At 36.9% G+C, this 25106-nt stretch carries 30 protein-coding genes and 2 other annotated features; of the genes, 10 read left to right on the top strand and 20 right to left on the bottom strand.

Going from position 1 to position 25106, the window contains the following annotated elements:
* Positions 1-121: 121 nt before the first annotated feature.
* From ACFVQC_RS10960 to trpE, 8 genes are all read right to left on the bottom strand, one after another.
* Positions 122-472 (bottom strand): DUF4029 domain-containing protein, encoded by a 351-nt coding sequence (locus tag ACFVQC_RS10960; RefSeq protein WP_377898350.1) that lies wholly within the window; start codon positions 470-472, stop codon positions 122-124.
* Positions 473-545: 73 nt separating this feature from the next.
* Positions 546-1322 carry a tryptophan synthase subunit alpha gene (gene trpA / locus ACFVQC_RS10955; RefSeq protein ID WP_377898349.1) on the bottom strand — a complete coding sequence of 259 codons (777 nt, stop codon included), beginning with the start codon at positions 1320-1322 and terminating at the stop codon, positions 546-548.
* Positions 1323-1325: 3 nt separating this feature from the next.
* Positions 1326-2519: a tryptophan synthase subunit beta gene (gene trpB, locus ACFVQC_RS10950; protein ID WP_377892450.1), complete on the bottom strand. Its 1194-nt coding sequence runs from the start codon at positions 2517-2519 to the stop codon at positions 1326-1328.
* Entirely contained in the window at positions 2516-3130 is a 615-nt protein-coding gene (locus ACFVQC_RS10945) for a phosphoribosylanthranilate isomerase (protein WP_377898348.1), read from the bottom strand. Before ACFVQC_RS10945 ends, trpB begins: the two co-directional genes overlap by 4 nt.
* Positions 3127-3888, bottom strand: coding sequence for an indole-3-glycerol phosphate synthase TrpC (trpC, locus tag ACFVQC_RS10940; RefSeq protein ID WP_377892454.1), 762 nt, complete (start codon positions 3886-3888; stop codon positions 3127-3129). Before trpC ends, ACFVQC_RS10945 begins: the two co-directional genes overlap by 4 nt.
* A 1-nt stretch (position 3889) precedes the next feature.
* Positions 3890-4915: an anthranilate phosphoribosyltransferase gene (gene trpD, locus ACFVQC_RS10935; protein ID WP_377898347.1), complete on the bottom strand. Its 1026-nt coding sequence runs from the start codon at positions 4913-4915 to the stop codon at positions 3890-3892.
* Positions 4912-5499, bottom strand: a complete 588-nt coding sequence (locus ACFVQC_RS10930) for an aminodeoxychorismate/anthranilate synthase component II (protein WP_002158848.1) — start codon at positions 5497-5499, stop codon at positions 4912-4914. Before ACFVQC_RS10930 ends, trpD begins: the two co-directional genes overlap by 4 nt.
* Positions 5496-6914, bottom strand: coding sequence for an anthranilate synthase component I (gene trpE, locus ACFVQC_RS10925; RefSeq protein ID WP_377898346.1), 1419 nt, complete (start codon positions 6912-6914; stop codon positions 5496-5498). The genes ACFVQC_RS10930 and trpE overlap by 4 nt, the downstream gene beginning before the upstream one ends.
* Positions 6915-6965: 51 nt before the next feature.
* Positions 6966-7212 (bottom strand) — a binding site (T-box leader).
* Positions 7213-7275: 63 nt separating this feature from the next.
* Positions 7276-7514 (bottom strand) — a binding site (T-box leader).
* Between the two features lie 306 nt (positions 7515-7820).
* Between trpE and putP the strand changes: the two genes are divergently transcribed.
* Together putP and ACFVQC_RS10915 are read left to right on the top strand one after the other, a co-directional pair.
* On the top strand, positions 7821-9299 hold the full coding sequence (gene putP, locus ACFVQC_RS10920; RefSeq protein WP_377898345.1) for a sodium/proline symporter PutP: 1479 nt from the start codon (positions 7821-7823) through the stop codon (positions 9297-9299).
* A gap of 162 nt (positions 9300-9461) precedes the next feature.
* Positions 9462-9860, top strand: a complete 399-nt coding sequence (locus ACFVQC_RS10915) for an Ig-like domain-containing protein (RefSeq protein WP_377892462.1) — start codon at positions 9462-9464, stop codon at positions 9858-9860.
* 24 nt (positions 9861-9884) lie between these two features.
* On the opposite strand, the gene ACFVQC_RS10910 is transcribed toward ACFVQC_RS10915, so the two are convergent.
* The gene (locus ACFVQC_RS10910) at positions 9885-10280 is read right to left on the bottom strand and encodes a PH domain-containing protein (RefSeq protein WP_377898344.1); all 396 of its coding nucleotides are present in this window, start codon (positions 10278-10280) and stop codon (positions 9885-9887) included.
* Between the two features lie 88 nt (positions 10281-10368).
* On the opposite strand from ACFVQC_RS10910, the gene ACFVQC_RS10905 reads away from it, so the two are divergent.
* The gene (locus ACFVQC_RS10905; RefSeq protein WP_377898343.1) at positions 10369-11040 is read left to right on the top strand and encodes a DUF4386 domain-containing protein; all 672 of its coding nucleotides are present in this window, start codon (positions 10369-10371) and stop codon (positions 11038-11040) included.
* On the opposite strand, the gene ACFVQC_RS10900 is transcribed toward ACFVQC_RS10905, so the two are convergent.
* Both ACFVQC_RS10900 and ACFVQC_RS10895 read right to left on the bottom strand, forming a co-directional pair.
* Positions 11033-11605, bottom strand: a complete 573-nt coding sequence (locus tag ACFVQC_RS10900) for a Crp/Fnr family transcriptional regulator (RefSeq protein WP_377898342.1) — start codon at positions 11603-11605, stop codon at positions 11033-11035. The genes ACFVQC_RS10905 and ACFVQC_RS10900 overlap by 8 nt on opposite strands.
* Before the next feature lie 180 nt (positions 11606-11785).
* Positions 11786-12697: a DMT family transporter gene (locus ACFVQC_RS10895; RefSeq protein ID WP_377898341.1), complete on the bottom strand. Its 912-nt coding sequence runs from the start codon at positions 12695-12697 to the stop codon at positions 11786-11788.
* A gap of 203 nt (positions 12698-12900) precedes the next feature.
* Between ACFVQC_RS10895 and ACFVQC_RS10890 the strand changes: the two genes are divergently transcribed.
* From ACFVQC_RS10890 to exsF, 6 genes are all read left to right on the top strand, one after another.
* Entirely contained in the window at positions 12901-13632 is a 732-nt protein-coding gene (locus ACFVQC_RS10890) for an alpha/beta hydrolase (protein ID WP_377898340.1), read from the top strand.
* Positions 13633-13722: 90 nt separating this feature from the next.
* Positions 13723-14241 carry a YjcG family protein gene (locus ACFVQC_RS10885; RefSeq protein WP_377892473.1) on the top strand — a complete coding sequence of 173 codons (519 nt, stop codon included), beginning with the start codon at positions 13723-13725 and terminating at the stop codon, positions 14239-14241.
* Position 14242: 1 nt separating this feature from the next.
* Positions 14243-14665 (top strand): GNAT family N-acetyltransferase, encoded by a 423-nt coding sequence (locus ACFVQC_RS10880; RefSeq protein ID WP_377898339.1) that lies wholly within the window; start codon positions 14243-14245, stop codon positions 14663-14665.
* A gap of 100 nt (positions 14666-14765) precedes the next feature.
* Positions 14766-16832, top strand: a complete 2067-nt coding sequence (locus ACFVQC_RS10875) for an ATP-dependent helicase (protein ID WP_377892475.1) — start codon at positions 14766-14768, stop codon at positions 16830-16832.
* 296 nt (positions 16833-17128) lie between these two features.
* The gene (cotY, locus tag ACFVQC_RS10870; RefSeq protein WP_002149778.1) at positions 17129-17599 is read left to right on the top strand and encodes a spore coat protein CotY; all 471 of its coding nucleotides are present in this window, start codon (positions 17129-17131) and stop codon (positions 17597-17599) included.
* Positions 17600-17766: 167 nt separating this feature from the next.
* On the top strand, positions 17767-18270 hold the full coding sequence (gene exsF, locus ACFVQC_RS10865; RefSeq protein WP_377898338.1) for an exosporium protein ExsF: 504 nt from the start codon (positions 17767-17769) through the stop codon (positions 18268-18270).
* A 76-nt stretch (positions 18271-18346) separates the two neighbouring features.
* Here the strand turns inward: exsF and ACFVQC_RS10860 are convergent, their stop codons facing one another.
* Positions 18347-18532 (bottom strand): hypothetical protein, encoded by a 186-nt coding sequence (locus tag ACFVQC_RS10860; protein WP_033718211.1) that lies wholly within the window; start codon positions 18530-18532, stop codon positions 18347-18349.
* 163 nt (positions 18533-18695) lie between these two features.
* The gene (locus ACFVQC_RS10855) at positions 18696-19055 is read right to left on the bottom strand and encodes a DUF1360 domain-containing protein (protein ID WP_377898337.1); all 360 of its coding nucleotides are present in this window, start codon (positions 19053-19055) and stop codon (positions 18696-18698) included.
* A gap of 124 nt (positions 19056-19179) precedes the next feature.
* Here ACFVQC_RS10855 and exsY point away from each other — a divergent pair, with 124 nt between their 5' ends.
* Positions 19180-19644 (top strand): exosporium assembly protein ExsY, encoded by a 465-nt coding sequence (gene exsY, locus ACFVQC_RS10850; protein WP_377898336.1) that lies wholly within the window; start codon positions 19180-19182, stop codon positions 19642-19644.
* Between the two features lie 48 nt (positions 19645-19692).
* On the opposite strand, the gene ACFVQC_RS10845 is transcribed toward exsY, so the two are convergent.
* The 7 genes from ACFVQC_RS10845 to ACFVQC_RS10815 all read right to left on the bottom strand — a co-directional run bounded on the left by ACFVQC_RS10845 (position 19693) and on the right by ACFVQC_RS10815 (position 25098).
* Positions 19693-20229 (bottom strand): spore coat CotO family protein, encoded by a 537-nt coding sequence (locus ACFVQC_RS10845; protein ID WP_377898662.1) that lies wholly within the window; start codon positions 20227-20229, stop codon positions 19693-19695.
* 150 nt (positions 20230-20379) lie between these two features.
* Positions 20380-21150 (bottom strand): enoyl-ACP reductase FabI, encoded by a 771-nt coding sequence (fabI, locus tag ACFVQC_RS10840; protein ID WP_002011384.1) that lies wholly within the window; start codon positions 21148-21150, stop codon positions 20380-20382.
* 108 nt (positions 21151-21258) lie between these two features.
* Positions 21259-22113 (bottom strand): dTDP-4-dehydrorhamnose reductase, encoded by an 855-nt coding sequence (gene rfbD, locus ACFVQC_RS10835; RefSeq protein WP_377898335.1) that lies wholly within the window; start codon positions 22111-22113, stop codon positions 21259-21261.
* A gap of 11 nt (positions 22114-22124) precedes the next feature.
* Positions 22125-23096, bottom strand: coding sequence for a dTDP-glucose 4,6-dehydratase (gene rfbB, locus ACFVQC_RS10830; RefSeq protein ID WP_377898334.1), 972 nt, complete (start codon positions 23094-23096; stop codon positions 22125-22127).
* Positions 23097-23111: 15 nt separating this feature from the next.
* On the bottom strand, positions 23112-23657 hold the full coding sequence (gene rfbC / locus ACFVQC_RS10825) for a dTDP-4-dehydrorhamnose 3,5-epimerase (protein WP_377892484.1): 546 nt from the start codon (positions 23655-23657) through the stop codon (positions 23112-23114).
* Between the two features lie 8 nt (positions 23658-23665).
* Entirely contained in the window at positions 23666-24403 is a 738-nt protein-coding gene (locus tag ACFVQC_RS10820) for a sugar phosphate nucleotidyltransferase (protein WP_377898333.1), read from the bottom strand.
* Positions 24404-24417: 14 nt separating this feature from the next.
* Positions 24418-25098, bottom strand: coding sequence for a glycosyltransferase family protein (locus tag ACFVQC_RS10815; protein ID WP_377898332.1), 681 nt, complete (start codon positions 25096-25098; stop codon positions 24418-24420).
* Positions 25099-25106: the final 8 nt, after the last annotated feature.

Raw genomic sequence — 25106 nt, 5'->3', positions numbered from 1 at the left:
CATCTCATTTCGTAAAAAGTATAATTTTAACTATTATATAACAGATGTTATAATTTTCAATTATTTTTATAACAGATTTAAAAAAGGAGCCAAGCGGCTCCTTTTTTGAATAACTAATATTTTATCTTTTATCCTGAAAAACCGTCTGCTGTCCAATCATTTTTTCTAGTACAACAAACACAATATAAGCACATATTACTTGCAATACAATATTCCCAAGTTTTATTAATTCAAATGAATGGATCCATTGGAATAATTCACTTAATAATACAATCGAAACGATACTAAATAGTTCTATACTAACCGAAAATATACATACTTCGAAAATAGATTGCTCTTGAATCCTGTTTAAGTTGGAAAAGATGAATAAATACCCTAGAAATAGAGCCATTAACTCTATTTTCGTCATGCTAATTAACCAGGCATATAGTGGTACGGTTAAAAGAAGATATAATAGTTTACGTCTTAGCATGCCTTCTCACCTCTAAATTATAAGTGTTTTCTGTATATTTTAACACTTTTCACATAAAAGAAACAGAAGAGACTTATGCCTCTTCTGTTTCTTTTACTGCATGTATTAACTCACATATTTCTTCTTGCTTTTCATTTTCTAAAAGCTCAATGACTTTACTTCCAACGACAACACCATCACATATTGTAATCATTTCTTCTATTTGCTCTCTTGTTGAAATACCGAATCCTGCGACTACTGGTAAGTGGACGTGTGATTTTACTTTTTCTAAGTAACTATGAATCTCACCTTTAAAGTTTTGACGTACTCCTGTTACGCCCGCTACCGTAACGGCATAGACGAATCCTTGTGATTCACTCGTGATTTTTTCAATTCTTTCAATAGGACTCGTTACGGTAACGAGTGGAATTAAAGCGATATTCGCCACGCGAAGGAGCGGTGCAATAATGTCTTGTTCTTCATACGGTAAGTCTGGAACGATAATACCGTCCACCCCTGCTTCAAGACAGCTCTCAATGAAACGTTCCTTTCCGAATGCGAGTACTGGATTTAAATATGTCATGAGTACGAATGGAATTTGAATTTCTTGCCTCACCTCTATTAATGCTTGAAAAATACCTTTTAATGTTACACCGCTATCTAGCGCTCGTTTTCCTGCTCTTTGAATAGTTGGCCCATCTGCGACTGGATCTGAGAACGGAATACCGATTTCAACGATGCTTGCTCCTGCTTCATCAAGAAAACGAATTCTTTCTTTTAACTTTTCAAGTCCACCATCTCCGCCCATTACGTACGGAATAAATGCCTTTTTACCATTTTCAAATGCTGCTGTAATTTTTTCTACTCCCATTTTTTACACCTCTCCCAAATAACGTTTTATACTCTCTACATCTTTATCGCCGCGGCCGGATAAACAAATGACAAGTCCTTCGTCTTGCTTCATTTGTGGCGCTAGTTTTAAAGCGTACGCGACAGCATGTGAACTTTCTAATGCTGGGATAATACCTTCTTTTTTCGTTAATAATTGAAACGCTTCTAACGCTTCATCATCGGTAATCGAATGGTAAGAAACGCGGCCGATGTCTTTTAACAAACTATGTTCTGGCCCAACACCTGGGTAATCTAGTCCAGCTGAAATAGAGTGCGCTTCTTGAATTTGCCCTTCTTCATTTTGCAGAAGATACATCATCGATCCGTGTAAAACACCGACGCTTCCTTTCGTTAAAGTGGCTGCGTGCTTTTCTGTATGAACACCTTTCCCAGCTGCTTCAACGCCGTAAAGGGCAACTTCTTCATCGTGTACGAACGGATAAAACATTCCCATTGCGTTACTACCACCACCAATACAAGCAACGACTGCTTCTGGTAATTTTCCTTCTAACGCTTCGTATTGTTTTTTCGTTTCTTTCCCAATTACACTTTGGAAATCACGAACAATTTGCGGAAATGGATGTGGTCCGAGAACTGATCCCATAATGTAGTGCGTATCGTGTACATGTGAAACCCAGTAACGAAGCGCCTCGTTTACCGCATCTTTTAACGTGCCGCTACCTGCCGCTACGCTTTCTACTTTTGCTCCGAGTAATTCCATTCGGAACACGTTTAATTTTTGTCGTCTCACATCTTCTTCTCCCATGAAGATGACGCATTCTAAACCGAGAAGTGCACATACAGTAGCTGTTGCAACTCCGTGTTGTCCTGCTCCTGTTTCAGCGACAACTTTTTTCTTACCCATTCTTACCGCAAGAAGTGCCTGACCGATTGTATTGTTAATTTTATGAGCTCCCGTATGGTTCAAATCTTCACGCTTTAAATAAATCTTTGCTCCGCCGCAATACTTCGTCATATTTTCAGCGAAATAAAGCGGTGTTTCTCTTCCAACGTACGTTTGTAAATAATGATTTAATTCCTTTTGAAACTCTTCATCTTGCATCGCTTCTTTATACGCTTCTTCTAGTTCTAGTACGGATTGCATTAACGTTTCTGGAACGTATCGTCCTCCGTATATACCGTAATGACCTTTTTCATCTGGATATGCGTAGTTCATTTGGAACACTCCTTCGCTTTTTTAATAAATTGTTTTATTTTCTCTAAATCTTTCTTTCCTTCTGTCTCTACCCCGCTACTCACATCGACCATATATGGCTGAACGGTTTGAATGGCTTCTTCTATATTAATGACGTTTAATCCGCCAGCTAATATCGTTTTCTCTCGCAACTCGTTTGGCATATGTGCGAGTAACTCCCATGAAAATGTCTTACCATTCCCTCCGTAAAACTTTTCTTTCGGGCTATCAAATAACAGATAATCTGTTTCGTATTTTTTCGCATGTTCAATATCTTTCTCTAAAGCTACTCCTAACGCTTTTATAGACGGAATCTTCACTCTTCTGATTTGATGGTTGTCTTCATCCCCATGTAATTGCACATGCGTTAACCCGCACTCCTCTGCAATTTTCTGGATCACTTCTACCGATTCATTTACGAAAACACCGACCTTGAAAACGTGTGCTGGAATTTCTCCAATAATTTCTTTCGCTTGCCCTGGAGTGATTTGGCGTTTACTTTCTGCAAAAACGAATCCGATTGCATCTGCTCCGTATTCGCAAGCTCTTTTCGCTGTTTCAACATCAGTAATACCGCAAATTTTCACTTTCATATTTTCACCTTGCATTCATCGAAAAAGCTACTAATAGAAGACGTTGTCATAAGTGCTTCACCAACTAATACACCTTTTGCACCAGCTCGTTTGACGCGAATAATATCTTCTTTTGAATGAATACCACTTTCACTAATCCAAAGCAGATTTTCCTCATTCAGTCGTTTTCCGAGTTTTTCAGTTTGGCTTAAATCTACTTCAAACGTTTTTAAATTACGGTTATTAATTCCGATAACGTGCGGATTTAATCGGGTCGCAATTTCTAATTCCTGTTCATCATGAACTTCAACAATCGCTTCTAATCCCATTTCTAGTACGTAGTTATAAAGCTCTTTTAATTTCTCTTTTGACAATGCTGCAACGATTAATAAAATAAGATCTGCACCAGCTTCATAAGCTCTATCAATTTGAATCTTATCAATTATAAAATCTTTACATAAAAGAGGAATGTTACTTTCTGCTCTTGCTGTTTGTAAGTCGTGAAACGATCCTTTAAAAAATTGACCGTCTGTTAAAACAGAAACTGCACCAGCGCCGCACTCTTCATATGTTTTTACTTGCTTTGGTACATTAACGTGTAAATTAATATCTCCTTTTGATGGTGATGCTCGCTTTACTTCTGCAATGACAGTAAATTGCTTTAGCGCTTCTACAAGTGAGTATGTTTTTCTTTTTGCTTTTACTGGTGTATATGTTTCATATAACTCCGCAACTTCTTTTTTCTTCTGCTCTACAATTTTGTCTAAAATCGTCCCCACTTTAATTCACCCTTTCTAATTTTTCGTTGCTTGCTGTAATTAATAAGTTTAATTTTTTTAATGCTTTTCCGGAGTCAATGCTATGCGTTGCTAGTTTAATTCCTTCTTCAATCGTTTCCGCTTTTCCGTTTGCGAAAAGAGCAAGCCCTGCATTTAATAAAACGGTATCACGGTAAACACTCTTTTCTCCATTTAATACTCCGAGCGTAATCTTTGCATTTTCTTTTGAATTTCCGCCTCTAATTTCCTCATTTTTCACTCTTGAAAAACCGTAGTTTTCTGGTGCAATACTCATTTCAATTATTTCATTGTCTTTTAAAATAGCAACGCAGTTTTCTCCTTGTAATGATGCTTCATCTAAAAATCCACTTCCGTTTACGACGAGCGCTTGTTTTCTGCCTAGTTTCTGCAATACTTCCGCTACCGGCAATAACATATCTCGTTTATAAATACCGACAAATTGTGTTTCTAAATTAACCGGATTCGTCAACGGTCCAATTAAGTTAAAGATCGTCGGAACGTTTAATTCTTTTCTTATTTTCATAATGCGTCTTAATGCTGGATGCATCGCTGGTGCAAATAAGAAAGCAATCCCTACATTTTCTAATAAGTAGTCAATCTCACCTGGCGTACAACTAATGTTTACACCAAGTTCTTCTAATAAATCAGCACTTCCTGTTTTACTAGAAACAGCGCGGTTTCCATGTTTCGCAACCTTTACACCAGCTCCGGCAAGTACAAATGCCGATGTTGTACTAATATTGAATGTTTGCGCACCGTCACCACCCGTTCCGCAATTGTCCATCGCGCCTTTTATATGATTTGAAAACGGTAATGCCTTTTCGCGAAGAGCACGAACGAGACCGTATATTTCTTCTGCTGTTTCGCCTTTCGCTTTCAGCAATACTAAGAAAGCTGCAACTTCACTTTCCAATATGTTGTCACTTAATAAAAGAAGTCCCGCTTCATACATTTCCTCTTCTGTTAAATGTTGTCCCTCTACTAACTTTCGAAGATAACTGTTCATACTCTCTCCTCCTCTTTCACTTCTGCTAAAAAGGCACGTATTAACTTTCCGCCTTCTTCTGTTGCAATTGATTCTGGGTGAAACTGTAATCCGAAGAGCGGATAATAGTTGTGACGAACTGCCATGATTTCTCCGTCATCCATCGCTGTCGCGAGTATGTCAAAACACTGCGGCAAACCATTTTGCGCTGCGACGAGTGAATGGTAACGCATCGCTGTTAGCGGCTGCGTAACGTACGAAAAGATTGACGTTCCGTTATGTTTCACACGCGATGTTTTTCCGTGTTTAATGCGCTCTGCTCTAACAATTTCTCCTCCAAATGCGGATATGATTGCTTGATGGCCAAGGCAAATTCCTAAGATGGGAACGTTCTTATAAAAGTGACGAATAACATCGATACAAATTCCAGCATCTTCTGGTTTTCCAGGTCCTGGTGATAGCACAATTCCTTTCGGCTTCATCTCCTCTAATTGTTCAATTGTTATTTGATCATTTCTTACTACAACAATTTCTTCCTCGTACTCGCCTAATAGTTGATACAAGTTATATGTGAATGAATCATAGTTATCAATCAGTACAATCATTTCATAACCTCCAAAAGCGCTCTCGCTTTATTTAATGTTTCTTCATATTCATCTACAGGGTCTGAATCGTAGACGATACCCGCTCCTGCCTGAACGTACGCTTTCTCATCTTTTACAACCATCGTTCGAATTGCTAGCGCCATATCAAGATTTCCTGAGAATGAAATATATCCAACTGCTCCGGCGTATACATTTCTTTTTTCATGCTCTAACGTATTAATAATTTCCATCGCTCTAATTTTCGGAGCACCTGATACTGTACCAGCTGGTAAACAATACGCTAATGCATCAAACCCACTCATTCGTTTTCGCAATGTTCCGTAAACTTCGGATACAATGTGCATAACGTGAGAGTATTTCTCCACTTTCATATATTTATTTATCGTCACAGAACCAATTTCACTTACTCTGCCAATATCATTTCGGCCTAGGTCCACAAGCATCATATGCTCCGCCCGCTCTTTCTCATTTCCTAACAGTTCTTTTTCGATTTCTTCATCTTCCTGCTTCGTTTTCCCTCTCGGCCTCGTACCGGCAATTGGGTTTGTCATCACCTTATCGTCTCTTACTGATAGTAAACTTTCTGGCGAAGAGCCAAGTACAACATAATCTTGAAAATCGATATAGAACATATATGGTGATGGATTTGCAATTCGAAGTTTCCGGTATAATGCAAATGGATCTCCTTTACATTCACTTTGCAAACGCTGGGATAATACAACTTGAAAAATATCTCCGGCCCGAATGTATTCTTTTGCTATTTCTACCATTTCACAAAATTCTTTTTCCGTTACTGAAGAAGTAAATGATAAAGATGATATTACTTCACTAACCTTCTCTTCTTCTCCGTTTAGCACTTCCTCTTTGTATCGTTGCAATCTCTCGTATACTTCTTCATAAAAAGCTGATTCATCTTCCTTGCATACATATACAAACGATAGTTTTTGGCGTAAATGATCGTAAACGATAAACTCGCGATACAGTAAAAGGTGTACTTCTGGAATATTTAATGGATCATGCAAGTCTACTCCTATATTTTCATACTGCCGAATTACGTCATAGCCGATATATCCAACTGCTCCCCCGCAAAACGGGAATGGACTGTCTACTTGCGCTGGTGCGATTACATCTTCTAATACTTGCAGTACGTTGCCTTGCAGCTTTTCTGTTTGCCCATACATCGTTCGCTCTACTTCTATACCAACACTTTTCACTTCTCCATAAGGATTACACCCTAAGTAAGAATAGCGTCCTTTATCTTGATGAAGCTGTGAGCTTTCTAATAAAAATTTCTTCTTCCCTTTCATACGTCTATATAAAGAAATTGGCGTAATGCTATCTCCTTCTTCTTCAGCGATTACTAAAAATGTTTTTCCTTGTTCTTTTTGCTTCATAAATTCTTCTTTCGTCATCATGCCTTTCACCTCACTCTGAAAAATAAAAAAGTCCTCTACATATCGAAATATGTAGAGGACGATAAATTTACCGTGGTACCACCTCAGGTTGGACGCAAAAGCATCCCGCTTTATTCAGGTACAAAATATATACCTTATCCTTGTAACGGCGGAACCCGGGTTGCCTACTGAATAGAAATTGTTCAGCATACCTCTCGTAAGCCCATTCCGTATATGGCACCGTACCGGGCTCCCACCTGCCCCCGGCTCTCTGTAACGTCTCCAAATATACGTACTCTTCTTACTTAAACGATTTAACTTATTTAATTTTTATAGTGCGTTCAACAATTTTTTGTACACAAAAAGGGAGTACTCATCCTATAGAAAGGACGGGTACTCCCGTGGTGCCACCTTAATTCGTTACGAATGTAACGCACTTTGCCGTATCAAAAAATAATACGTGTCTCTTATATCGATGAGATCATGTCGCCAAAGCCTACTTCTTTCGTTTCGGTTTGGAAGCTCCGAAGCCCATTCCACATCAATCCCATACTGATTCGCACCAACCATCAGCTCTCTGACATGTTCATCATGTGTACTCTTCTTCATCAACGCTTGCATTTTTTTAAGTTGCACTCATTATATTCCTCTCATTTCTAATAAGTCAATACTTTTTCCAAAAAAAATATTTTTTCTTCATCCGATATTATATTGACAAAACAACCTGTTTTTATGTAAATATAATAAATACTCTATTAAAATTAAGGTTTTTTGTCAGAAAATTATATATTACAAAAGCGAGACATTGTCAAAAAACGCTTACATTTCAGAAAATTCGTATTTCCGAATGGATTTTTCTGAATAATCATGATAGATTATAAATATGCAAAATGCATCAAAAGACATGACAAAAGGAAGGGGAACTACATGAGTACGCAGATGTTAACTTTAACTTCTATCTCTATTTACATGCTCGGGATGTTAGTAATCGGCTATTTCGCCTACAAACGAACGTCCAACTTAACAGATTATATGCTTGGCGGGCGTACACTAGGCCCCGCAGTAACAGCATTAAGTGCTGGAGCATCCGATATGAGTGGTTGGCTTTTAATGGGATTACCCGGTGCAATGTTTAGCGTTGGATTAAGTAGTAGTTGGATTGCGATCGGCCTAACACTAGGCGCATACGCAAACTGGCTTTATGTCGCTCCTCGCTTACGTACCTACTCAGAAATTGCAAACAACTCTATTACTATCCCAGAATTTTTGGAACACCGCTTCCACGACAAATCTCACATGCTACGCTTAGTATCCGGACTTGTTATTATGATTTTCTTTACTTTCTATGTAGCTTCAGGACTCGTTTCAGGCGCTGTATTATTTGAAAATTCATTTGGTATGAACTATCATGTTGGATTACTCATTGTAGCAGGCGTTGTTGTAGCTTACACACTATTTGGTGGTTTCTTAGCAGTAAGTTGGACAGATTTCGTGCAAGGAATCATTATGGTAATTGCTCTTATTCTTGTTCCTATTGTAACAATTATGAATTCAAACGGACTTGGACCTGCATTTGATACAATTCGATCTGTAGATCCAACACGTTTAGATATTTTTAAAGGTGCCTCTACTTTAGGAATGATTTCTTTATTCGCATGGGGCCTTGGTTATGTTGGACAACCTCATATTATCGTACGCTTTATGGCAATTTCGTCTGTAAAAGAAATTAAAAGCGCACGAAGAATTGGTATGAGCTGGATGATTTTCTCTGTTGTCGGAGCTATGTTTACTGGTCTTATCGGTATTGCTTACTATTCACAACAAGGTTTGACATTATCTAACCCAGAGACAATTTTCCTTGAACTTGGAAAAATTTTATTCCACCCACTTATTACTGGATTTTTATTAGCCGCTATTTTAGCAGCTATTATGAGCACAATCTCTTCTCAGTTGCTCGTTACTTCAAGTGCGGTAACTGAAGATTTATATCGTACATTCTTTAAGCGTTCTGCTTCTGATAAAGAGCTTGTATTTGTCGGTCGTATGGCTGTTCTTGGCGTTGCTTTAATTGGGTGTGCATTAGCGCTTAAACAAAATGATACGATTTTAGCTCTTGTTGGATATGCTTGGGCTGGATTTGGTTCTTCATTTGGACCTGCTATTTTATTAAGCTTATATTGGAAACGTATGACGAAATGGGGCGCGCTTGCTGGTATGATTTCAGGTGCCGCTACAGTAATTATTTGGACTCAATTCAAATTCCTAAAAGATTTCTTATATGAAATGATTCCTGGTTTCGCTATTAGTTTAATAGTGATCATAATTGTTAGTTTACTAACTAAACCTTCAAAAGAAGTTGAAGAGCAATTTGAGGATTTTGAAAAACAACATCGTCATAATCTATAAAAAAGAAATCTCTGCTGTTATCGTAACAGCAGAGATTTTTTTTTTACAGTTCGACAATCTTCTTCTCAAATTTAACAAATTCTTTATGTTTCGTTAAATTTAACATAACACTACTCCGTTATAGTATTAGTATCAGCACTTATACAGAAAGGGGACTCCAACATGTTAGCAGCTTTCCAGCAACAACATATAAGAAAATTTTCACCTATTACAAACACTTCTACGTCTTGTTTAAAAATTCAACCTAATCCATCCAAAATTTCAATTGCTCCTTCTGTTATTTCCGTTATCGGTATTCATATGCAAAAAAATAAGTTAAAAATAAAAACTGGACAAAGTGCGGATTTATCAGCTTCTGTTTTGCCAATGCAAGCAACCGATAAAGAACTTATTTGGACAAATATGAATTCTGACATTATCACTATATATCCAAAAGGTGATACGGTAACGATTACTGGAAAAAGTGCAGGAAGAGCAGTCGTAATTGTTACAACTGCTGAAGGAAAATTTCGTGATTTATGTGTCATTCATGTACAGCCTTATATGACAAATCCAAAGTAAAAGAGTGGCTATGAAGCCACTCTTTTACTTTATTTCAATTTGAGGATTTTTCCTTTTTAACAACAAAATAAATTTTTCTTTATTTTTTGGAGAAATAAGTTCTGTTTCATATGATCCATATAAAATTTCTAATCGATCGAATGATAGTGCATAGGCGGCTAATGGATTTTTTGTATTGGAAATTTTCTTTATATCTTTTATTAAAATCCGCTTCTTAATGGGTCCTGATTTAATAAAAATCACTTCTTCTTCCACGATATATTTCGTTGTAAACCAGCTCCAAACGAAAAGAATTACTAAAGGAATCGTAAAAAGTAGCAGAAAGTAAGCTCTTCCAGCTAATAACGGTGCAAAACATGCACCAATGGCAACTAAAAAAATTGGATATAACCATACATCTTTTTTTGATGGAAATTCCATTAAACTCCTCCTCTCTTGATTTAAGTCAATGAATCATCCACCTCTACTCTATTAAAATGAAAGCAATATTGAAATAGGAGGATGTATGATGAATGAACGAAAGTTTGCCTTATTTGCTGGTGCTTCTCTTCTTATTATGGCATTCGCTGCATTTTTTTCTTACGGTTTTGTTCACGGAAATCTCGTTGTACAAGGAGATGCGAGCACGACACTCCATAATATTCAAACTTCAAGTTCACTTTTCAAAGCAGAAATTTTCGGATGGATTATCATTTTTATTACGGATATTATCGCCTCGTGGGCTCTTTATTTCTTTCTAAAACCTATCCATGCTAGCCTCTCATTACTAGCTGCCTGTCTTCGTCTTATGTATACAGCTATACTTGGGATTGCTATATTCAATTTAACATTGGTATTGCTGCTTTCAAAAAGCACAGTTGCTAATTCAGAAGCATATACAATGTTATTTCTAGAAGCTTTTGAACACATTTGGTCTGTAGGATTAATCATTTTCGGTTTACATCTTCTCACCTTAGGATACGTAACCTTTCAATCTAAAAACATACCGAAAACTATTAGTATATTACTGCTCATTGCTGCAATCGGCTATATCATCATTAACGTAATGAATACGATGTTTTCACAATATGATGCGATTATTTCCATTCTTAACGTTGTCTTTCAACTACCGATGATCGCAGGTGAACTAGGATTTAGTATATGGCTATTGCTTAGAGGTGGAAAAAACTCTACTATTTGAGTCGTTTCTTAATTCTGCTTAATGATTCTGGCGTAATACCTAGATAACTTGCCAATTGATATTGAGGAACACGATGAATTAAATGAGGTCGCTTTTGTAATAATGATTTGTAGCGCTCTTCTGGTGTCGATGCAATAAATAATGTAAGTTCTTCTTGTACTTCACCAAAATTGTATTCAATCATTTGGCGCGTCATTTCTTCTAACTGTGAATATTTCTTATACATGTCCTTTTCACTATACAGATCGCCAACTACAACTAGACAATCTTCTAGGCACGTTAACGTATGTGGGGATGATTTATCTTGTTTATGATGATTGAAATTTGCGATTGCTTGTTCTTCTGTATAAAAATTTGATGTAACCTCTCTCCCTGCTTCATCTATACAGTGCTGCCTCACGCATCCTTTTAATACAAAATAACATTTTGACGGAACATCTCCTTGTCTTAGGAGCACTGTTCCTTTTTTATATTCTTCAATTTGTAATTCTTCCACGATTATGCGCTGCTGCTCTTCACTTAATGTTGTAAGCTTTGTCATGTATTTCATTAAAATATCTTTCATTTGGTCTCTCCTTCCCCCTCTATATTTGTATGAGAAACGTATGATGTAACTCCACTATATATTATCTTTTTTCATGCTATATGGCGGGAATTCCCCCTATTGATCTGTTTTATTTTCTGCATGGAACAAAAAAAGAGAAGTTACCAATAACTTCTCTTCTCATATTTTACAATAAACTCGTTATACTTCCTGTGTATAAGCCGGCTCGTTCACCACATTTTTTGATGTTCGCTTTTGTTGCTGTAGTAAGAAAACAGATACACCAAACAATACGAGTATGCTACCGATAATTTGCATTGCGTTTAATTTTTCCCCAAGTAAGAAGAACGCTAGTATAGATGCCCCAACTGGTTCCCCTAAAATACTCATTGAAATTGTTGTTGCATTTACGTAATTTAATAACCAATTATTAATGACGTGTGACACTGTCGGTACAATCGCAAGTAAAAGAAAAATACTCCAATCCCACTTCGTATAGCCTGTAAATGGCACTTGAAGTATAACGTTATAAATCGCTATAAATATACCAGCGAAGGCAAATACAGTAAAACTATAAATCCAATGAGATACTTTCTTTACTGTCGTTTGTCCGATAAATAAATAACCGACAACTGCTATTACACTTAAAAAGGATAATATATCCCCATAAATTGCTTGCTCACTTAGCCCTAAATCTCCCCAGCCAATACACATTACGCCTAGTATCGCAATTCCCATCGTCGCAATTGCTGAGTAGGTTGTTCTTTCTTTAAATAAGAAAAAACCTCCCACTAAAGATACGATCGGTTGAAGTGCTAAAATAATCGTCGAACTAGCAACTGTCGTATGCTTTAAGGATTCAAACCATAAAAGAAAATGAAGAGCTAAAAAGAAACCAGATCCAATTAAAAATCCCCAATCTTTTATTTGAATCCTACTAAACTCTTCCCGTTTTTTCCAAACGATCGGCAGCATAATAAGTACGATAATCCATAATCGGTACATACTTAAAATTGAAGATGGTGCTGAGGACAGCTTTGCAAAAACAGCTGCGAATGAAATGGCTATAATGGAAACGGCTAATGGTAGTGCGATTGATCTTTCTTGTTTCAAATCCTGTCTCCCCTCTCACCTGTAAAAAATCCCACTTCATTATATCCGTTTTCTTTCATAACTTAAATACTAATTTTTTAGATTCTTCGTACCATTATGGTAAAATAGAAATTAAGGCGCCTATTAGTGAATATTTCTTTCCTTTTCACTACAAGCGTCGCTCTTACAATCATTACAGTAAATTTTCATTTAGGGGGATATACATGAATCAAACAATAGGGAGAATTGAAGAAATTTCATTTTTTAGTACATCACTTCAAGAAGAACTTACACTTCTTGTTTATTTACCAGTAAATTACACACCTCTCCATAAACATACGGTTGTTATTGCACAAGATGGTAGAGATTATTTTCAGCTCGGTAAAGCGCACCGTGTAATTGAGCGTCTTCGTGAAACTGAAGAAATCGACCGCACAATTATTGTCGGTATTCCATATAAAAATGTACACGATCGTAAGGAAAAATATTTCCCGAGCGATGTAAAAAATGCTGCTTACATTCGTTTCCTTGCTCACGAGCTTGCTCCATATATTGATGCAAATTATCCAACGTATCAAATGGGTAAAGGACGCGTTTTAATTGGAGATTCTCTTGGCGGTACAGTTTCCTTCATGACCGCACTTATGTATCCGCATACATTCGGCAAGGTCGTTATGCAATCACCATTTGTTGATGAAACAGTCATGAACTTAGCAAAAGATTTCAAAGATCCGGGGGCGCTAGAAATTTATCACGTCATTGGGACCGAAGAAACAGCTGTCAAGCGTACAGACGGACAAGTATCTGATTTCGTAGAGCCAAATCGCGAGTTAAACAAACTACTTACAGATAGAAATTTCATCACGCATTATGAAGAGTTTGAAGGGAATCATACATGGAAATATTGGCAAGCAGATTTACCGAAAGCATTTTCTCATATTCTATCAATGAAATAATAGAGAGCGGTATTCAGAATAATTTGATATAATAGACAAAGAGATTTATTCTCAAAATCTAACTAGACTTGCAAAGGGAGGAATTGGAACATGAAATTAGGAATTGTAATTTTCCCATCAAAAATGATTCAAGATAAAGCGAACGGATTGCGTAAGCGTTATGATCCACATTACGCATTAGTTCCGCCACATATTACATTGAAAACACCCTTTGAGACGCAAGATGAACAATTAGAATCGATTGTGAATGAGTTACATACAATCGCAATCAAAACGAACCCTTTCACCCTTCATGTTGGAAAAGTCGGTTCATTCGCACCTGTTAATAATGTTCTTTATTTTAAAGTAGAAAAAACACCTGAACTTACTTTCTTAAATGAAGAAATGCATAATGGATTCTTTACACAAGAACGCGAGTACTCTTTCGTACCGCATTTAACAATCGGTCAAGACTTATCAGATGCAGAGCACGCTGATGTATTAGGTCGATTACGTATGAAAGATTTCTATTATGAGCAACCAATCGATCGTTTCCACCTTCTATACCAATTAGAAAATGGAACATGGACTGTACATGAAACATTCCACCTTGGAAAGGAGAACAACTAATTTGCACGCACAAATCGTACAAACGGACGAACAACTAAGAGATGCATTCTCTGTACGTAAGCAAGTATTTGTGAATGAGCAACGTGTTTCTGCAGAAGAAGAGTATGATGAGTTTGAAGATACTTCGGCGCACGTTGTTATATATGATAATGATGTTCCAGTTGGTGCTGGTCGCTTCCGCATCGTTGATGCAGTTGGAAAAATGGAACGCATTTGCGTACTAGCTTCCCATCGCAAAAAAGGCATTGGCAAAATCATTATGGATGCACTTGAAGCATATGCGAAGGAAGAATCGCTACCAAAACTGAAACTTCATGCTCAAACGCACGCTGAAGATTTCTATAAAAAACTTGGGTATGTTACGAGTTCTGATGTATTTATGGAAGCCGATATCCCGCACGTCGTTATGATAAAAGAATTGTAATTTGAAAACAGGAGGTAGCCCCTCCTGTTTTTTTACATTGCTATTTTCTTTTTCTTCCGCTAAAGTTAAATGTTGATGCTATAGTTTTGAAGGTGAATATATGACACAAGAAAAATTTTCACAAAAATCGTTAACACACGCTGGCATTCCGCAAGCGACGTATCATATTCCGAAAACATCTACCCATTTAATTATGGAAGAAGATGCAGATGCGGCGTATTTCCGCGCTTTAGAACAGCAAGGTATTTATTTAAATGAAAAACAGTTAGAAGCAGTGCAAACGACAGAAGGACCTGTCCTTACACTAGCTGGTGCTGGAAGTGGTAAAACATCTGTTTTAACAACTCGCGTTGGTTATTTAGTTAATGTAAAACATGTCCATCCGCGAAATATTTTGCTGCTGACGTTTACACAAAAAGCAGCTGAAGAAATTCGAAGCCGTGTAGCGAATTTACCTGGTATGAATCATGCCGCAAGTAGCTATGTCGTTGCTGGTACATTCCACTCTGTCTTTTTAAAATTGCTTCGTAGTCAAGGATATAATCAGCAAATTTTAGCAAATGAAAAACATAAACAAATTATGATAAAGAAAATTTTGAAAGAATTACGTTTGAAAGACGATTATGATGCTGAAACGATACTCGCTATGATTTCACTTGAGAAAAACAAATTGAATCGTCCAAAAGATGTACAAGCGAAAACACCGGTTGAACAAGAGTTCAAAGAAGTATACGAGCGTTTCGAAGAGGTAAAACAACGATACAATTATATCGATTTTGACGACATCTTATTAGAAATGTATTATCTGTTAGAAAATAACGCTCCTCTGCTTACTCAATTACAAGAGCGTTTTCATTACATTGAAGTAGATGAGTTTCAAGATACGTCGTATGCACAATATGAAATTGTAAAATTGTTAGCCACGCCAAGAAATAATTTATTTATCGCAGGTGATGACGATCAAGCGATTTACGGCTGGCGAGGGGCAAGTCACCAAATTATTTTATCTTTTCCAAAGGAATTTGATAATACAACGATTATCGCGCTTAATACGAATTATCGATCTAATCCATTTATCGTCGGACTTGGAAATGAAGTTATTAAGCTCAATCAAGAACGTTTTGATAAAGAGCTATATTCTGTTCGTAACGATGGCATGCAGCCGTTTTATGCACGACCTGCGACAACTCTTGATGAAGCAAATCAAATTTTGCAACTCATTCAGGAAAAAGTAGATAGTGGTGAACGAAATTATAAAGATTTTTGTTTATTATATCGTACACATTCTGTAAGTCGTTCTTTACTCGATCAGCTTACAATTCATAAAATTCCATTTATAAAACATGGGGCGAGCCAATCGTTCTACGAGCATTCTTTAATTAGGCCCGTATTAGATCATTTACGACTCGTGCTGGAACCGTTCCGCCTCGAATCACTTTCAAATATATTGCCAACGATGTATATTGGCCGTGATGAGTGCATTTCATTTATTGAACGTGAACAATGGAAATATGGTGAGGGCCGTTTCCCTTCTCTTCTTCATTTTCTATTATTAAACCCAAGCTTGAAACCTTTTCAAGTTAAAAAAGTAAATGAGCGAATTGATTTTATTAAGTTTATAAAAGAACTTGAACCGAAAAAAGCATTGAAAGAAATTATTCATGGTAAAGGAAAGTATTTAGAGTACTTACAAAGTAATGATCGTTCTTCCTTTACGATGCATAAGGACATACAAGAAGAAATGTTAGAAGAATTAATGGAGTCTGCAACTCGCTTTACGGATATTCCAGCTTACTTACAATTTATTGACGAGGCGATTCAAGGCCAAAAAGAAATGGAAGCATTAAAAACAATGCCGCAAAAAGATGCCGTATCGCTTATGTCGATTCATAACGCGAAAGGCCTTGAGTTTCCATGCGTCTTTTTACTTGGAGCGAGCGATGGTATTCTGCCGCACACTTCTTCTTTAAAAGATGCAAATGACCGTGTCACAGATACTTCTGAAGCCTTAGAAGAAGAACGCCGACTACTTTATGTCGCAATTACACGCGCAAAAGAAGAACTTTACATTTCCTCTCCGCAATTTTTCAGAGGAAAAAAACTAGATATATCTCGTTTTTTATATACTACGCGAAAAGATTTACCTGAAAAGACACCCATTAAATAAGGGTGTCTTTTTTCCATATCACGTTATGTACATCCCCTCTATATAAAGTGAAACTTTAATCAGTGGGGATTTTGTTCATCCCCCACTGATTATTAGCCCTCACCAATCGGGCGTTTACGGGCAGCAGGGCTCTCACCTAACTTCTTTGCTCCTGCTAAATTTTGAGGCGGGAGTCTTACTGCCCGTTAATGCGGGATAAATTCCCTGTTTCTATCCTAAGAATTAACGTAATATCGACCATATCCCGTTCATATTGTAATAGTGTATGTCAGAACTCACGATAAGGAGTGAACATAATGAGCTGCAATTGCAACGAAGATAATCATCACCATGATTTTGATTTCAACTGTGTATCTAATGTCGTTCGTTTTATACATGAATTACAAGAATGTGCAACCACTACATGTGGATCTGGTTGCGAAGTTCCATTTTTAGGAGCACATAACACTGCATCAGTAGCGAATACACGTCCTTTTATTTTATACACAAAAACTGGAGAACCTTTTGAAGCATTTGCACCATCAGGAAGTCTTGTTAGCTGTAGATCTCCAATTTTTCGCGTTGAAAGCATTGATGATGATGATTGTGCTGTGTTACGTGCATTAGCTGTAGTATTAGGTGATGGATCCTCTGTACCACCTGGTGACGATCCAATTTGTACGTTTTTAAATGTACCAAATGCAAGGTTAATATCGACCCCTGCTTGTCTGACAGTTGATTTAAGTTGTTTCTGTGCTATTCAATGCTTACGTGATGTTACGATTTAAAACTAAATAACGATTTAAGCATGGATTGGGTGGCAGAATTTTCTGCCACCCAATCCATGCTTAAAAGGTATTATTATGTATTTTTTATAAAATTGGGAACTTGTCTAGAACATAGAACCTGTCCTTTTCATTAACTGAAAGTAGAAACAGATAAAGGAGTGAAAAACATGTTCTCTTCTGATTGCGAATTTACTAAAATTGATTGCGAAGCGAAACCACCTAGTACACTACCTGCCTTCGGTTTTGCTTTCAACGCTTCTGCACCTCAATTCGCTTCATTATTCACACCACTACTATTACCTAGCGTAAGTCCAAACCCAAATATTACTGTTCCTGTAATAAATAATACAGTAAGTGTCGGAGACGGTATTCGAATTCAAGTAGCTGGTATTTATCAAATCAGTTATACATTAACAATTAGTCTTGATAACGTTCCTACTGCACCAGAAGCTGGTCGTTTCTTCTTATCATTAGGTACACCAGCTAACATTATTCCTGGATCAGGTACAGCAGTTCGCTCTAACGTTATTGGTACTGGTGAAGTAGATGTATCCAGTGGTGTTATTCTTATTAACTTAAACCCTGGTGACTTAATTCAAATTGTACCAGTTGAACTGCTTGGAACTGTAGACATCCGTGCTGCAGCATTAACAGTTGCACAAATTAGCTAGTAAAAGGCGGTATTTCTTAATTGAAATACCGCTTTTTATATTTATAATAAAAAACACTCACCGTAACATGAGTGTTTCATTCTTCATATTGTTTTATTGTATTCTTCTTTTTCCCACAGTTGCATCCCTTTTTTTTCACAAACCCTTGTTGCTGTAATTGCTCTTGATATGCCTGATGTTGTGCTTGTTGCTGTTGCTGTATGTTATACCACTGCTGTAGGTCATATGAATTTTGCCTTGGATTATTGCTCACAGCAAACATCTCCTCTACTGTCAATTCTGTCTATTTACTATATGAACAACTCCTTATTTCCGTTCCCTCATCCTCTTAAACTCCGCTTTTACTAGCATCATGAAGATTTATCCCGATTGGTGAGGGCTGATAATTAGCGGGGGATGCCCCCACTGATTAAAGTTTCACTTTATTATTCTCCCATAAAATATCCTGTAATTGTTTCAATGATCGCTGCTGCACCTGCAATGGCTAATAATGCTAGCACAGGCTCTGCAACAATTGGAATCCATTTATATAAAACTAATAAAAAAGCACTAACCCACACACCTGTACACCAATAGCAGCTTAATAATTCTCCAATCCACTTTCTTAATCCTTTCCCTTTCACCTTTGTAAAAGTCGATACACTTCCATCAGGCTCTGTAATCTCTAACTCATCAATAAACGGTCTTCGCAAAAAAGTTGTAATTTTATCATAAACAATAAGACGAGTTAACCTAAAAGCAGCTAGCGCAAAAATAAAAAATAAAAGCCAGCTTGTAAATAACATAATTCCACCTTCCCTATCCTCTTTAGCCTATTTAAAAAAAAAGGTCTTAAGATTGTGACCAAATCTCCCCCACTCCAATATCTTATTAATGTAAATACAAACAAGAAGATAAGGAGTGACATTAATGAGTTGTAACGAAAATAAACACCATGGCTCTTCTCATTGTGTAGTTGACGTCGTAAAATTCATCAATGAATTACAAGATTGCTCTAGTTCAACATGTGGTTCTGGTTGTGAAATTCCATTTTTAGGAGCACACAATACTGCAGCAGTAGCAAATACACGCCCTTTTATTTTATACACAAAAGCTGGAACGCCATTTGAAGCATTTGCACCATCTTCAAGCCTTACTAGCTGCCAATCTCCAATTTTCCGTGTAGAAAGCGTAGATGACGATAGCTGTGCTGTCCTACGTGTGTTAACTGTAGTATTAGGTGATGGTTCTCCTGTACCACCTAACGACGATCCAATTTGTACGTTTTTAGCTGTACCAAATGCAAGATTAATATCGACATCTACTTGCATTACTGTTGATTTAAGCTGCTTCTGTGCTATTCAGTGCTTACGCGACGTTTCTATAGTTAAGTAAACTAAAAAACTATTGGGGTGGTAGAAGCTTTCTACCACCTTTACATATTTAAAAACCGGCCATATCAATCGTTTTGATGTCTTCTATAGATAACCGAACATCTCTCATACTATTTGGTGGCATAATGGATACAATGCCATTACGATAAGATATAATCGATCCTATATATGAGACGGTAGTCGTTCTTATCCTACATCTTACTTTCGGAATGTAATGAGGGCGGCTTACTAAAAACTGAAGTTTTTCTTCATTGCTCATATCCTTAAATGATTTATTGTGCGGGACTGTTCTCACTTGCTCTTCTTGTTCCTCTTCTTCTAGTTTGCCTTCTACTTTTTCTTCTTCCACTTGCTGCTCCTCTTTCGCAAGCTTTTCTCGTTCTACCGTCTCTTCCACTGCACTACTTACAATACTTTCATTTCTATCACTTTGCTCTTTTCTATCCTCATTTTCAAAGTTTGTAAGGATAATTCTTTTTATTTTCGGTGCAGCAAGTTCTAAATTTACTTGTGCAATATATAACAACGGTTTTCCAACTGTTGAACTTTTATTTTTATTCTTCACACTCGTCCCTCCCACTTCCATACATAGCTGGATAAATCGTGTACTATTATAGTTATATTCATAACAATGCAAGAACTTTCGTTAAAAATCGTTCTTTCCTAGAACAATTAAAAAGGACAGCCTCAATATGTAGAGACTGTCCTTTTTAAAAAACTATAATCAATATTATATTTATCCTAGAATATGATATCCTGAATCAACATGAATGTTTTCACCTGTTACTCCGCGTGCTAAATCACTGAATAAGAATACTGCTGTATCTCCAACTTCTTCTGGAGTCGTCGCACGACGAAGTGGTGCGCGCTCTTCAATTTCTTTTAAGATTGAGTTAAAGTCGCCTACACCTTTCGCAGATAACGTACGAATCGGCCCTGCAGAAATAGCGTTAACGCGAATGCCATGTTGTCCTAAATCGTTCGCTAAATATTTCACGCTAGCTTCTAATGAAGCTTTCGCCACACCCATAACGTTATAGTTCTTCACAACGCGCTCGCCGCCAAGGTATGTTAAAGTTAAAATATTTCCGCCTTCTGTCATTACTTTCTTCGCTTCTCTTGCTACAGCTGTTAAAGAGAATGCACTAATATTTTGTGCAAGTAAAAATCCATCGCGAGAAGTATCTACAAATTCGCCTTTTAAATCATCACGATTTGCAAAAGCAATACAGTGTGCAACACCGTGAATTGTACCAACTTCTTGCTTAATAGTTTCAAAGCAAGCTGTAAGTTCCTCATCATTCGTTACATCACAAGGTAATACAAGTGATTCTTGTCCTTCTAATGTTTCCGCTAGTTCACGAACGTTTCTTTCTAAACGCTCTCCTGCATATGTGAATATTAATTTTGCACCTGCATTATGCAAAGAGCGAGCAATTCCCCATGCAATACTTCTTTGGTTCGCAACGCCCATAACAACAAATGTTTTCCCTTGTAATAGTTCCATGATATATCCTCCCAGAAATACTTATACTTGTTATTAGTACCTGATACTATAATTATAGTACCATAAAACCTCTTAAAGGCAAACAAAAAAGTCACTAACATAAATTTGTTAATGACTTTTTGTTTCTATAAAAAACCTTTCTAATCCTTCTTCCCAAGTAGGCATTTGTAAAAAACCATTTAATTGTAGCATTTTATGCTGAAAGATCGAATATTTCGGTCTCGCTGCCGCCGATCCAAATTCCTCAGTCGACACAGGTAACACATTCACTCTTATTTTTGTATGCGAAAATATTTTTTGAGCAAATTCAAACCAAGAACATGAACCGCGATTTGATACGTGATACGTACCGTATAAGGATGTATGGATGAGCTTATTAATCACAGTAATTAAATCCGCCACGTACGTAGGAGAACCAACTTGATCAGCTACAACAGATATCTTTTCTCTCTCTTTTCCTAATCGTAGCATCGTTTTCACAAAATTATTTCCATACTTACCATACAACCACGATGTACGAACTATAAAATATTTATTATGTAACTCTTTTACGAACTGCTCTCCTGCAAATTTAGAAGCTCCATATATATTTATCGGTGCTGGATTATGAAATTCATGATAGCCATCCGGTTTGTCACCTGGAAATACATAATCGGTACTGACATACACTAACTTAGCCCCTACTAATTGTGAAGCAACCGCTACATTTCGAGCTCCAATCGCATTTATTAAGTAAGCAAGATCCTGTTCTTTCTCAGCACCATCTACCTTCGTATACGCTGCACAATGAACAATTGTATGTGGCTTTATTTCTTGTACCACTTGCTTAATTCGGGATATATTTGTTACATCTAATAACTTTTTATCAAATGGATATATGTCATATTCTTCAGAATTCAACTCTTCTTGTAGTTGCTTCCCTAGCTGACCGTTCGCTCCCGTTATGATAATCCGTTCTTTCATCTACATGCCCCTTACTTTTCTTTTAGTGGTTTCCACCAGTCCACATTGTTTTTATACCATTCCACCGTTTCTTTTAATCCTTGTTCGAACGTATACTTCGGTTCCCATTCAAACTCATTCTTCATTTTTTGTGCATCAATCGCATAACGACGGTCGTGACCTAAACGGTCTGTTACAAATTCAATATCTTTTTTCGTTTTTCCTAAAAGTTTTATAATTTGTTCCACAACATCTACATTTGTTTTTTCGTTATTCCCGCCGATATTATATACCTCTCCTACACATCCCTTATGTAAAACGGTGTCAATTGCACTACAATGATCCGTTACATGCAGCCAATCCCTTACATTCAATCCATCACCATATAATGGTAGTTTCTTTTCTTCAAGCGCATTCGTAACCATTAACGGAATTAATTTCTCAGGATATTGGTACGGTCCATAGTTATTAGAACAACGTGTTACAACAACTGGTAATTGATACGTTTCATAATAAGATAAGGCTATCATGTCGCTACTCGCTTTACTTGAAGAATATGGACTATTAGGAGCTAGCGGGGTTTCCTCTGTAAATTTTCCGGTTTTCCCTAAAGAACCGTATACTTCATCTGTTGATACTTGCACGAGTTTAATATGTGAATATTTTTTCACTAACTCCAACAGTGTGACTGTACCTATTACATTCGTATCATAAAAAGGGATTGGGTTTTCAATACTACGATCCACATGTGATTCAGCCGCGAAATTTACAATTACTTGCACGTCACGTTCCTTAATAACATGTTCCAGCAGCTCTCCATTTTGGATTTTCCCTTTTACAAATGAGTAGTTAGGATTTTCTTGAATAGACTTTACATTATTTAAATTCCCGCTATATGTTAATGCATCGTAATTAATGATTTTATATGTTTCATAGTTTTTTAACATATAGTGAATGAAATTACTTCCAATAAATCCAGCTCCACCTGTAACTAATATATTCATAAACAACTCTCCTACTTAAAAACTATCTTCATATTCCTGAAGTAATGGTAATATTCGATCCTTATCGGACAAGATAGGATTTGTTATCGGCCATGGAATTGATAATTCTTTATCTTCCCAAAGCAAACCGGAATCGTGATTAGCACTATAATACTCATCTACTTTATACATAACAATTGTATGAGGTACAAGTGTACAAAAACCATGAGCGAATCCTTTCGGCACTAATAATTGCCTATGATTATCCGCGCTTAAAATATAACCGCTCCACTTTTTAAATGTAGGTGAATCTTTTCGCAAATCAACGATAACATCATATATTGCCCCTTGCATAACTTGAATGAGTTTCGTTTGTGCTTTCGGATTTTTTTGAAAGTGTAGCCCTCGAATCGTCCCCGACCTAGCTGAATAAGATACGTTATCCTGTACAAATGAATGCGTAATCCCTAACGTTTCTAGCATCTTCTTATTATAACTTTCTGTAAAATAACCGCGCTCATCTCCAAATATCCTCGGTTCTAACAATTTCGCATCGGTAAAATTTGTTTCTACAACTTTCATATTTCCACCTATTCTCCATTAAACTGTTTCCCAAAGTTTATATCCCGCGCTAACGTATTCGCTCTTTGAAGAGAAGCATGCGTTCCCGCATCCGTCCACCAGCCGCTCATTTCATTATAAGTAAGCACTCCTCTTTTTAAGTACCAATTATTTATATCTGTAATTTCAAGTTCCCCTCTTGAGGAAGGTTTTAATTCTTTTATATAAGAAAAGACTTTCGAATCATACAAATAAATTCCCGTCACAGCATAAGCACTTTTCGGCTTCTTCGGCTTTTCTTCAATTTCAATTATTTTTCGGCCTTGAATATGCGCTACACCAAATCTTTCGGGATCTTCTACAGATTGAAGCAGCACTTTTGCCCCTTCTTTTTGACTTGCAAACTCTTCAACATACGGACGAATATCATCTGAAAAGATATTATCGCCTAATATAACTGCCATACGATCATTACCAACGAAATCTTCACAAAGTCCTAGCGCCTGCGCAATCCCGCCCGCCTTATCTTGCACACGATACGTAAAGGACACACCAAATTCTTGACCACTTCCTAGAAAGCTCACAACATCTCCCATATGCTCTTTACCTGTAATAATCATAATATCTGTAATTTCACATTGCTTCAGCTTATATACCGCATGATAAATCATCGGATACCGCCCAACGGGAAGTAAATGTTTATTTGTTACTTTCGTTATTGGATATAATCTCGATCCTGTCCCGCCTGCTAAAATAATCCCTTTCATCCTTCATCTCTCCCTTATGATGGAGATAGTATATCTTTATAATGTTCCACAAAAACTTTTCGGTATTTCTCATATGTATCCGCATCAAACTCATCTCCATTGTAATGAATACACCATAGATTTGATTGATTAGGGATACCAATTAAATATCCAGCCTTTTGAAATTCTAAAGACTGTGACACATCATAGAAATGGAATCCTTGAAACAAATCCTCTCGCCATGGAAGGTCATGTTGCGTTGCCATTAGTAGACCATCAATTGCCTGAACTGACATAAATGATTTATTCCCATAAAAATCCTGATTTAAATTTAATAATTGATAATTCCGTCTTCTGTATTCAATCACTTTCCCTACCAAGTTTTTACCTTCCCACCATATCCCGTTACTCGGTAAAAATTGGGCGCCTGCCACTCCAATTAAGCCAAGCTTTTCATTTTCTTTAAAAAGAGAAATGAGGGTATAAAACATATCACGATTAATAAGGTAAGTATCTTGATGTATATATACTTTATATTTCGCCGGATATGAAAGTGCTCGATTGTACGCACTTGCCATACTTTTCGCATCTCGTATCGGAAAAATTTGCACTACATAGCCAGGGGGAACAAAAATGTTTCTTATTTGTCTCTCACATTGCTCGAAAAGCTCTTCATTATTTACACAAACAACGACTAATATTGTATGATCTTTCATTTTTGTAG

It is taken from the genome of Bacillus sp. NPDC057893 (assembly GCF_042796455.1).
Classification (GTDB): domain Bacteria; phylum Bacillota; class Bacilli; order Bacillales; family Bacillaceae_G; genus Bacillus_A.
This window is presented reverse-complemented; position numbering and strand designations above follow the sequence as displayed.

What these genes read in the sequence shown, in the direction of transcription:
- ACFVQC_RS10960 (WP_377898350.1), bottom strand. Translation starts at nt 472, where the DNA reads ATGCTAAGACGTAAACTATTATATCTTCTTTTAACCGTACCACTATAT.
- trpA (WP_377898349.1), bottom strand. Translation starts at nt 1,322, where the DNA reads ATGGGAGTAGAAAAAATTACAGCAGCATTTGAAAATGGTAAAAAGGCA.
- trpB (WP_377892450.1), bottom strand. Translation starts at nt 2,519, where the DNA reads ATGAACTACGCATATCCAGATGAAAAAGGTCATTACGGTATATACGGA.
- ACFVQC_RS10945 (WP_377898348.1), bottom strand. Translation starts at nt 3,130, where the DNA reads ATGAAAGTGAAAATTTGCGGTATTACTGATGTTGAAACAGCGAAAAGA.
- trpD (WP_377898347.1), bottom strand. Translation starts at nt 4,915, where the DNA reads ATGAACAGTTATCTTCGAAAGTTAGTAGAGGGACAACATTTAACAGAA.
- ACFVQC_RS10930 (WP_002158848.1), bottom strand. Translation starts at nt 5,499, where the DNA reads ATGATTGTACTGATTGATAACTATGATTCATTCACATATAACTTGTAT.
- trpE (WP_377898346.1), bottom strand. Translation starts at nt 6,914, where the DNA reads ATGATGACGAAAGAAGAATTTATGAAGCAAAAAGAACAAGGAAAAACA.
- putP (WP_377898345.1), top strand. Translation starts at nt 7,821, where the DNA reads ATGAGTACGCAGATGTTAACTTTAACTTCTATCTCTATTTACATGCTC.
- ACFVQC_RS10915 (WP_377892462.1), top strand. Translation starts at nt 9,462, where the DNA reads ATGTTAGCAGCTTTCCAGCAACAACATATAAGAAAATTTTCACCTATT.
- ACFVQC_RS10910 (WP_377898344.1), bottom strand. Translation starts at nt 10,280, where the DNA reads ATGGAATTTCCATCAAAAAAAGATGTATGGTTATATCCAATTTTTTTA.
- ACFVQC_RS10905 (WP_377898343.1), top strand. Translation starts at nt 10,369, where the DNA reads ATGAATGAACGAAAGTTTGCCTTATTTGCTGGTGCTTCTCTTCTTATT.
- ACFVQC_RS10900 (WP_377898342.1), bottom strand. Translation starts at nt 11,605, where the DNA reads ATGAAAGATATTTTAATGAAATACATGACAAAGCTTACAACATTAAGT.
- ACFVQC_RS10890 (WP_377898340.1), top strand. Translation starts at nt 12,901, where the DNA reads ATGAATCAAACAATAGGGAGAATTGAAGAAATTTCATTTTTTAGTACA.
- ACFVQC_RS10885 (WP_377892473.1), top strand. Translation starts at nt 13,723, where the DNA reads ATGAAATTAGGAATTGTAATTTTCCCATCAAAAATGATTCAAGATAAA.
- ACFVQC_RS10875 (WP_377892475.1), top strand. Translation starts at nt 14,766, where the DNA reads ATGACACAAGAAAAATTTTCACAAAAATCGTTAACACACGCTGGCATT.
- cotY (WP_002149778.1), top strand. Translation starts at nt 17,129, where the DNA reads ATGAGCTGCAATTGCAACGAAGATAATCATCACCATGATTTTGATTTC.
- exsF (WP_377898338.1), top strand. Translation starts at nt 17,767, where the DNA reads ATGTTCTCTTCTGATTGCGAATTTACTAAAATTGATTGCGAAGCGAAA.
- ACFVQC_RS10860 (WP_033718211.1), bottom strand. Translation starts at nt 18,532, where the DNA reads ATGTTTGCTGTGAGCAATAATCCAAGGCAAAATTCATATGACCTACAG.
- ACFVQC_RS10855 (WP_377898337.1), bottom strand. Translation starts at nt 19,055, where the DNA reads ATGTTATTTACAAGCTGGCTTTTATTTTTTATTTTTGCGCTAGCTGCT.
- exsY (WP_377898336.1), top strand. Translation starts at nt 19,180, where the DNA reads ATGAGTTGTAACGAAAATAAACACCATGGCTCTTCTCATTGTGTAGTT.
- ACFVQC_RS10845 (WP_377898662.1), bottom strand. Translation starts at nt 20,229, where the DNA reads ATGGAAGTGGGAGGGACGAGTGTGAAGAATAAAAATAAAAGTTCAACA.
- fabI (WP_002011384.1), bottom strand. Translation starts at nt 21,150, where the DNA reads ATGGAACTATTACAAGGGAAAACATTTGTTGTTATGGGCGTTGCGAAC.
- rfbD (WP_377898335.1), bottom strand. Translation starts at nt 22,113, where the DNA reads ATGAAAGAACGGATTATCATAACGGGAGCGAACGGTCAGCTAGGGAAG.
- rfbB (WP_377898334.1), bottom strand. Translation starts at nt 23,096, where the DNA reads ATGAATATATTAGTTACAGGTGGAGCTGGATTTATTGGAAGTAATTTC.
- rfbC (WP_377892484.1), bottom strand. Translation starts at nt 23,657, where the DNA reads ATGAAAGTTGTAGAAACAAATTTTACCGATGCGAAATTGTTAGAACCG.
- ACFVQC_RS10820 (WP_377898333.1), bottom strand. Translation starts at nt 24,403, where the DNA reads ATGAAAGGGATTATTTTAGCAGGCGGGACAGGATCGAGATTATATCCA.
- ACFVQC_RS10815 (WP_377898332.1), bottom strand. Translation starts at nt 25,098, where the DNA reads ATGAAAGATCATACAATATTAGTCGTTGTTTGTGTAAATAATGAAGAG.